8 protein-coding genes are annotated in these 7,910 nt (G+C 43.9%); 6 read left to right on the top strand and 2 right to left on the bottom strand.

The window, feature by feature from the left end; genetic code table 11:
* The first annotated feature begins 174 nt into the window (after nt 1-174).
* The 5 genes from OSCI_RS03305 to OSCI_RS03325 all read left to right on the top strand — a co-directional run bounded on the left by OSCI_RS03305 (nt 175) and on the right by OSCI_RS03325 (nt 5,316).
* Entirely contained in the window at nt 175-1,413 is a 1,239-nt protein-coding gene (locus tag OSCI_RS03305) for an ABC transporter substrate-binding protein (RefSeq protein WP_007353436.1), read from the top strand.
* A 52-nt stretch (nt 1,414-1,465) separates the two neighbouring features.
* The gene (locus tag OSCI_RS03310; RefSeq protein ID WP_007353437.1) at nt 1,466-2,674 is read left to right on the top strand and encodes a DUF2252 domain-containing protein; all 1,209 of its coding nucleotides are present in this window, start codon (nt 1,466-1,468) and stop codon (nt 2,672-2,674) included.
* Nucleotides 2,675-2,684: 10 nt separating this feature from the next.
* The gene (locus OSCI_RS03315) at nt 2,685-3,635 is read left to right on the top strand and encodes a branched-chain amino acid ABC transporter permease (RefSeq protein ID WP_007353438.1); all 951 of its coding nucleotides are present in this window, start codon (nt 2,685-2,687) and stop codon (nt 3,633-3,635) included.
* Nucleotides 3,636-3,729: 94 nt separating this feature from the next.
* A complete protein-coding gene (locus OSCI_RS03320) occupies nt 3,730-4,656 on the top strand; it encodes a branched-chain amino acid ABC transporter permease (protein WP_007353439.1) in 927 nt (308 codons plus the stop codon).
* A 129-nt stretch (nt 4,657-4,785) separates the two neighbouring features.
* Nucleotides 4,786-5,316: a DUF937 domain-containing protein gene (locus OSCI_RS03325; RefSeq protein ID WP_007353440.1), complete on the top strand. Its 531-nt coding sequence runs from the start codon at nt 4,786-4,788 to the stop codon at nt 5,314-5,316.
* Nucleotides 5,317-5,551: 235 nt separating this feature from the next.
* On the opposite strand, the gene OSCI_RS03330 is transcribed toward OSCI_RS03325, so the two are convergent.
* Nucleotides 5,552-6,313 (bottom strand): phycobilisome rod-core linker polypeptide, encoded by a 762-nt coding sequence (locus tag OSCI_RS03330; protein ID WP_007353441.1) that lies wholly within the window; start codon nt 6,311-6,313, stop codon nt 5,552-5,554.
* Between the two features lie 411 nt (nt 6,314-6,724).
* Nucleotides 6,725-7,318, bottom strand: coding sequence for a phycobiliprotein lyase (locus OSCI_RS03335; RefSeq protein ID WP_007353442.1), 594 nt, complete (start codon nt 7,316-7,318; stop codon nt 6,725-6,727).
* Between the two features lie 218 nt (nt 7,319-7,536).
* On the opposite strand from OSCI_RS03335, the gene OSCI_RS03340 reads away from it, so the two are divergent.
* Nucleotides 7,537-7,704, top strand: a complete 168-nt coding sequence (locus tag OSCI_RS03340) for an NblA/ycf18 family protein (protein WP_007353443.1) — start codon at nt 7,537-7,539, stop codon at nt 7,702-7,704.
* Nucleotides 7,705-7,910 lie beyond the last annotated feature (206 nt).

Consider the following 7,910-nt stretch of genomic DNA (forward strand, 5'->3'; position numbering starts at 1 on the left):
TAAGGCTTCTACCCGCTGAGCTGGCTGGGAATTATCGCAACCATTCTCTACATTTTCTCTCTTTTCCCTTTTTACCCCTCTCTTCCTTTATTCCGATCTTGGTTCCGATCTTGGTTTGAACCCTTAGCTAGGTAAAATATGGCGACATACATATATGTGTTTTACCTAGAGCTTATGAAAAAGCCTGCTGTTCATCCCTTCACTTTGTTTGCTACCTGTGCTTCACTGCTGATTGCCTGTGGTCAAGCGAACACAAGCTCAACATCCACAACAACATCTCCCACAACTTCAACCTCCCCTTCTTCACCTGTAGCGGCTTCAGCCATTCCCATCGGGATTGGGGTGGCACAAACCAGCAACGTTGCTTTACTGGGTCAGGAGGAAGTTGCGGGCGCGAAAATTGCAGAAAAATATTTCAATGACAAGGGTGGGATTGATGGGATTCCGATTAAATTGGTGTTCCAAGACACGGGGGGGGATGAACAGGGCGCAATCAACGCTTTTCAAACTCTGATCAATCAGGATAAAGTTGTGGGTATTGTTGGCCCCACCCTTTCCCAGCAAGCTTTTAGTGCCGATCCAATTGCCGATCGCGCCAAAGTGCCAGTATTAGCCCCCTCTAACACAGCTAAAGGTATTCCAGAAATCGGTGAATATATAGCTCGCGTCTCGGCACCTGTGGCGGTGGTAGCCCCCAATGCGATCGCAGCGGCCCTTAAGCAAAATCCCAACATTAAAAAAGTGGCTGTGTTTTTTGCACAGAATGATGCTTTTAGTAAATCTGAGACTGAAACTTTTCAGAAAACTGTCAAAGATAAGGGGCTAGAATTGACAACGGTGCAAAAATTCTTGACTACTGATACTGACTTTCAATCCCAAGCAACTAATGCTATTAACGTGCAACCAGATTTGATTATTATTTCTGGGTTGGCAGCCGATGGGGGCAACTTAATTAAACAGTTGCGAGAACTTGGTTATAAAGGGATTATCATTGGTGGTAATGGTTTAAATACTTCCAATGTATTGTCAGTATGTAAAGCGCTGTGCGATGGTGTTTTGATTGCTCAAGCCTATAGCCCTGAGCATGAAAATGAAGTTAACAAAGCGTTCCGAGAGGCTTATCGTAGCCAATTTAAGAAAGAACCTCCTCAATTTAGCGCTCAAGCTTTCACTGGAGTTCAGGTTTTTGTTGAGGCATTAAAAGCTGTAAATGCTAAATCCAACATTACTGCTCAGCCCTTGGCCGATTTGCGTACTAATTTGAATTCGCAATTGTTGATTGGGAAATATGACACGCCTTTGGGTGAAATTTCTTTCACGCCTCAAGGAGAAATCAATCAGAAAGCATTTTACGTAGCACAGATTAAAATGGATGCAGATGGAGTTAATGGAAAATTTGTATTTTTGAAGTAAGCAAATTTTTGAAATCAGCCAAAAGAGAGTAAGCAATCAAGGAACAAAAATCATGACTGATAGAGTACTAGAGCGAATTAAGCAATTTAATCAAGGACGCAACCCAGAGCGGTTATTGTTGAAATACAAAGCAATGGCTTCTAATAGTTTTGTTTTTTTTCGTGGGACTTGTCATTTATTTTACGAAGATTGGCCTATAAATTCCCCGCTGAATGATGCGCCGCCTGTCTGGATATGTGGTGATTTGCACCTGGAAAATTTTGGCAGCTACAAGGGTGATAATCGGCTAGTCTATTTTGATATCAACGATTTTGATGAAGGGGCTTTAGCTCCTGCTACTTGGGAAATAACTCGTTTTCTTACTAGCATTTTGATCGGTGCGGGTACGCTAGGAGTAAATCAATCGGAAGCAATTAGTTTGTGTCATTGCTTTCTCAAGGCTTATACTGATGCTTTGGCATCAGGAACTGCTCGTACTGTAGAGGCGGCGACGGCTGAGGGGATGGTTGCAGATTTATTAGAGAGTTTGAAACTACGCCGTCGGAAAGATTTTTTGGATCGGCGGACGGAAGAGAAAAAAGGCAAACGTCGTTTTATTATTGATAATAAACGCACGGCTTCTGTATCTTCAGATGAGCGATTGTTGCTTGAATCTTTGGTAAAAAATTGGGCAGCTAAGCAGCAAAACCCTGATTTTTTTGAGGTATTGGATGTGGGAGTACGAATTGCTGGAACTGGCAGTTTAGGAGTAAAGCGCTATGCGATCTTAGTTGAAGGGAAAGGTTCTCCTGACGATAACTATTTGCTCGATATCAAACAAGCACTCCCATCTTCTCTGACTCCCTATTTAAAGTTGCCACAACCTAAATGGGTTAATGAAGCTGAAAGAATTGTTAATATCCAAAAGCGGATGGAAGCTATGCCGCAATCTTGGGTTTCACCAGTAGAAATGGAGGGCAAACCATTTGTTTTGCGGGGGTTACAGCCTACTCAAGATAAGGTGAGTTTAGATCAATGGAATGGGAAGTTAGGGCGGTTAGAAAAGGTGCTGAAAACGATGGGGCAAATAACGGCTTGGAATCAGCTACGCAGTAGTGGTCGTCAAGGATCGGCAATCGCAGATGAGCTAATTTATTGGGCGGAAAATGTTTCTCAATGGCAGAGTTATTTGTTGGATTATGCTCAAGCATATTTTAACAAAGTAGAAGCAAATTATAAAGAATTTTCTGCGGCAATTGTTGAAGAAAAGTCTCCGCTGTAAAAGAGGGAATGTGGACATCACTCAATTTATTCAACAATTTCTCAATGGTTTATCGATTGGCAGCGTGTATGCTATTTTTGCTTTGGGCTACACGCTAGTTTTTTCTATTCTGGGAATTATTAATTTTGCTCACGGTGCTGTATTTACGTTGGGGGCCTATTTCACCTATACGCTAATGGGGGGAACTTTTGGTTTTAATGGGTTGCTAGCTAATGCTAAAGGGCCTGTGCAATTGCCTTTTTTTGGAGCGTTAATTATTGGCAGCACGCTAGCTGGTTTGGTTGGGGTTACGATCGAAAGGATTGCTTTTAGACCATTACGCCAACGACAATCTGACCCGCTATTGACAGTGGTTTCTAGTTTAGGGGTGGCTGTTGCGATCGCGAATATCATTCAATATCTGGTTGGAGCGGAAATTTACACATTTCCTGCTAATACTTATGGGAATTTACCTGCGGCAATTAACTTTGGAACATTGGATAAACCAATTCCAATTCGCACTGTTCAGGTGGTGATTTTTGGGGTATCTATAGTGATTGTAGCTATCTTAACTTACCTGATAAACTTTACTAAGTTTGGTAAGGCGATGCAAGCTGTAGCTGAAGATGATATTACGGCTAGTTTGTTAGGTATTGACACTGATAGGTATATTGTCTTGACATTTTTTGTGAGCAGTTTTTTGGCGGGTTTGGCGGGAACTTTAGTGGGTTCTAGCGTGAGTATTGCAGGGCCATACTTTGGGATTGTTTTTGGTTTGAAGGGTTTGGCAGTAATTGTACTTGGGGGATTGGGGAGTATTCCTGGGGCGGTTTTAGGAGGTTTTGTAATTGGGTTAGTCGAGGCTTTTGTACCTGCGGATTTTTCTGCTTATAAGGATGCTGCGGCTTTTGCTATATTGTTTGTTATGCTTTTGGTGAGACCACAGGGTTTGTTAGGACGGCGGTTTATTCAGAAGGTTTAGAGAAGGAAGAAGGAAGAAGGAAGAAGGAAGAGGGAAGAAGGAAGAGGGAAGTTTGACCAAAATTACCAGTTAATAAATAACAAATACATTATAAATGGCTGATTTTTTTGCTACTTACGGGTTTTTAATTGTTTCAATGCTGTTAGGGGCAATGCTAGGGCTATCTCTTTATTTGCCGTTGATGACTGGGCAATTATCTTTAGCTAGTCCTGGTTTTTATGCTTTGGGTGGTTATATTGCCGCAATTCTTTCTACTACGGTATTTAAGCAAACAGGCAATTTATTTCCTTTGCCGTTCCTGTTGTTGGAAATGTTAATTGCTGGTATTATCAGTGGTTGTTTGGGAATTTTTGTAGGGGTTCCTGCTTTGCGATTGCGGGGAATTTATTTAGCAATTGCAACGATTGCTTTTGTAGAAATTCTGCGGGTTTTATCGCTAAATTTGGATATCACTGGGGGCGCGGTGGGGATTTTTGGGATTCCTCAACCTTTTGGCACACCGATTGAGTATTTGTGGGTTGCAGTGCCTTTACTATTAGTAAGTATGGCACTTCTTTATCGCCTTGAACGTATCCGCGTAGGTCGTGCTTTTGCGGCTATTCGTGCGGATGAATTGGTGGCTGATGCGATTGGGATTAATCCGACTTTTTATAAAGTTTTAGCTTTTACTTTGGGTGCGATTTTGGCGGGGGTTGTGGGTGCGGTTAGCGCTCACTTTCTTAATACTTGGAATGCTCGTCAAGGTACTTTTGATGCTAGTATTATTTATTTAACTTCGGTGTTAATTGGTGGGAATAGAACGTTTTTAGGCCCGGTGTTAGGGGGGATGGTGTTTACGGCTTTGCCGGAGGTTTTGAGGGCGCTGGCAGCTACGGCGGGTTTACCGATTTGGTTGGCGCAATTTTTGCGGGATGGGCGGTTAATTATTTTTGGGTTGTTGATTGTTTTGGGGACGATATTTTTTCCTCAAGGGTTAGTTACGCCGGAGTTGTTTAAGAAGTGGAGGAGGGGCGATTCATAGAGGAATTGTTTAGTCCTCAATTCTCAAACCTTTAATTTGATTAAAGTCAGAAAGATAATGATTTATGATGTAAAGGGTTTAATGAGTAAATACTCTAGAATTTAGCAATGAGACAGGGAGGTTGAAACTATGGGACTATTCGATCAAATTTTGGGCGCGATCGACAATCCAAATCAGCAGGCTAGTCCAAATCAGTTGGATAATATTGTTGGTACTGTCCAACAACTGAGCAATAACTATGGTGTTGAGCCGGGAATGGCTCAAATGGCAGTATCGATGTTAGGGGGTTATGTGCGCTCGGCTTTGCAAGATGTGCGATCGCAGTCTGGTAACGCTCAAGCTCAAGCAATTGTCAATCAATACAGCGGTACAACTCCCAATATTCAAGCCGTTCAGAGTTTATTTAATTCTAACCAGGTAACGCAAATTACTGAGGCGATCGCTCAAAGAACAGGTATCGATCCGGGGACAATTCAAGCTATGATTCCTGTCTTGATTCCTCTGGTACTTAATTTACTGCAAATGGGCAGTAATGCTCAAGATCCGCAGCAAGGCCAAAATTCGCTGTTGAGTTCCTTTTTAGATGCCGATGGCGATAATGATGTCGATATTGGAGATGCGATGATGTTGGCGGGGCGTTTTTTAAATCAACCGCGTTAGATGATATAGCAACCGTCACAACAGTTAGGACACTCGCTTATGGCTGACACTATTGACTCTCTTTCCCTCTTTCCCTAGCCCCTAGCCCCTCTAAAAAATTATGAGTTCTGAGTTTTGGATTCTGAGTTAACAAAAACTCAAACCTCAAAACTCAAAACTCAAAATCCAGAAAGTCACATCTGATAGATTCAGTTAGCTTTCTGGCGCTCTGGAATCTGGCAAGCAAGAGCAAATTTTATCGGCGGCGGTAAGGAACCGTAGTTGCGATATTGAGATTTGCCAAAGGCACTCGCGACGGCGGAGCCGCAGGTACCGGCATCTGCCGTGCCATATTCAAATACTGCGACGGATCGCCAGCCTTTGCCTGTTGTTCTTGAGGAACAAAACGACGCACGCTTGTCTGCCAAATCATTTGCGGGAAGCCCAACTGCGAGCGGTGGTATTCACCGTAGCGAGGGGTTTTCAGGTTAAAAGGTGTGTCCCCTACATTCCGTTGGGGCAACACCCGCCGCTGCTGATAAGGTACCTTATCGTAGCCAAAGATGTTCAGGTACTCTTCGCTGTTGAGCAAGTCATCGATGAAACCTTGGGGCCCCTTGTTGACAACCACAATTGACCAAGCGATCTTTTCACGATTGCTGTAAACATCGCGACCTAAAATGCGCTGTACGCACATTTCCACAAAGCGGTAGTTGCTGTTGGTTTGATAATTCCGACGCAGGAAGGGATCGGAAGTAGCTAAACCCCGGATGAAGTCCCGTACCGTAATTTGGCCGCACTTAAGTTGCGATTCCAAGGCTACCTGGCGGTTGCTTTTCAGCATCTGGTGTTCGCTATAAATCTGGCGATAGGCGGCCCAAATCAAACCTTCTATGTCCCCTGAACTCAGGACATTTTCAGTTGTAAAAATTCTGGGCTGCTCGTCGCTCCGGGTTTCAAAATCAGAAACACGCTGGTTTTGGCTCTTAGGGCTGTAGCTTAATAAAGGAAGCGCCACGTTACAATCTCCGTAATCTTAATTTTCAGAAGTTGTTGACACTTTGACTATCCCCGCTCTGAAGACACGGGGATTCATTTCGACTTAGAGAGTTGCTCTAGCTAGGGATGTCAAAGTCCCTTTACTGAACTTACTCCACTTAGGTTAACAGCCTAAGTTCGCCGCTAGTTTTATCAACAGCTAGTGTATTGCTACAACTAGCCATCATTACAGGGTAGGGGATTCTAGCAATCTAAATCTTATTTTTCTGAAATTACGCAACAATCTTTAACATTTTTTGACGTTGGCAGACAGGGGAGGTAGGGGGTAGAAAGGCAAGAAGCCAGAGGGACAGAGGGACAGAGGGGAAGGGGGAATTTCTGACTGTTGCCAGTCAAAACTCAAAACTCAAAACTCCCCATTCTCTCTTCCCTACCAGCCAAGAGCGGAGTAAAACTGCTCTGTTGCGACTTCATCCTGTGGAGGAGCATCTGCCTGAGACTCTGGTTCCACCCGGATTTCCGTGCAGAAAGTAGAGGTGCTAAAGCCGCCGAAGCGTTTGACTGAGCTTGTCCGCATCCGCACATTGGGGTTAGTAAACCAGAAGCGCTCGATCGAGCTCATGGTTTCGTATTCTGTAATTAAGACCAACCCATCCTCAGCATCCATCTCATAGCGTCCAGCTACGGGCATGATTTCCGCATAGCCGCGCTCTCGCAGCATCAAACCTTGTCTGGGATTTTCTGCATCGGGTACGATCGCAAACACTGTAGACCCCTTGTGATTTTCGTCTTCCTTGTCCCAGGCCATTGACCCGTGCCAAGTCACAAAAGCACCACCTGCCGCCTGAGTAGGCTCAACTTCGTGCATCGCGCAGATTTCTGCGACTCGCGGATCGTCCGCCGCCAGCGCTGTCACCTCTATATTTGAATCTCCCAATTCCGCTTGTCGGAAGGCAAGGTGATGGATGCTGCGCTGCGATCGCCACAGGCCAGCACTTCTTTGAAAAAACTCCATTGCGTCCATTAGACTAGCTCCTTTGGCTCATCCTGCCTGGTTTTCACCCTTTTATGATAGGGCCATACACACTTAGATGTACTTTTGCTACATAGATAAGTCCAAAAATGTTTACTTTGGACAGATTGTCAATACTATGTAACTATAATTTACAATTAAGGGGATACAAAGAACCCAAGCCAACGTCGTTCTTAAAATATCTCCCTTATAGATTGGAGGAGTGAACTATGGAAATGCCCACAGGTCTTAGCTTAGAACAACAATTCAAACTGCAAGTTTTGCGCGATGAAGTCAAGCACCTGAGTCTAGAGCAAGCTCAAGAGTATCTAGTCGAAGTGCTCAGGCAAAGTATGGTTAAAGAAAACTTGTACAAGAATTGGTTGAAAAGTGCTTGAGTGCGAAACTAATTGAAGATCGCGTCTACATAAACAACGTCCGCATCTACGGACTCCCTAACCCGCCTTCGCGGGTTTTGTTTGTTTAGGGAAGATGTTTTAGCAGCACCAGGAAACTTCTTCAATAGCCCAAATTCTTTTACGGGAGAGCTATTTTCTCGGATTACCCCTAGTTTGTCACTCTAGGCAGAAGAAAATTGGTGAAT

It is taken from the genome of Kamptonema sp. PCC 6506 (assembly GCF_000180455.1).
Lineage (GTDB): Bacteria > Cyanobacteriota > Cyanobacteriia > Cyanobacteriales > Microcoleaceae > Kamptonema > Kamptonema formosum.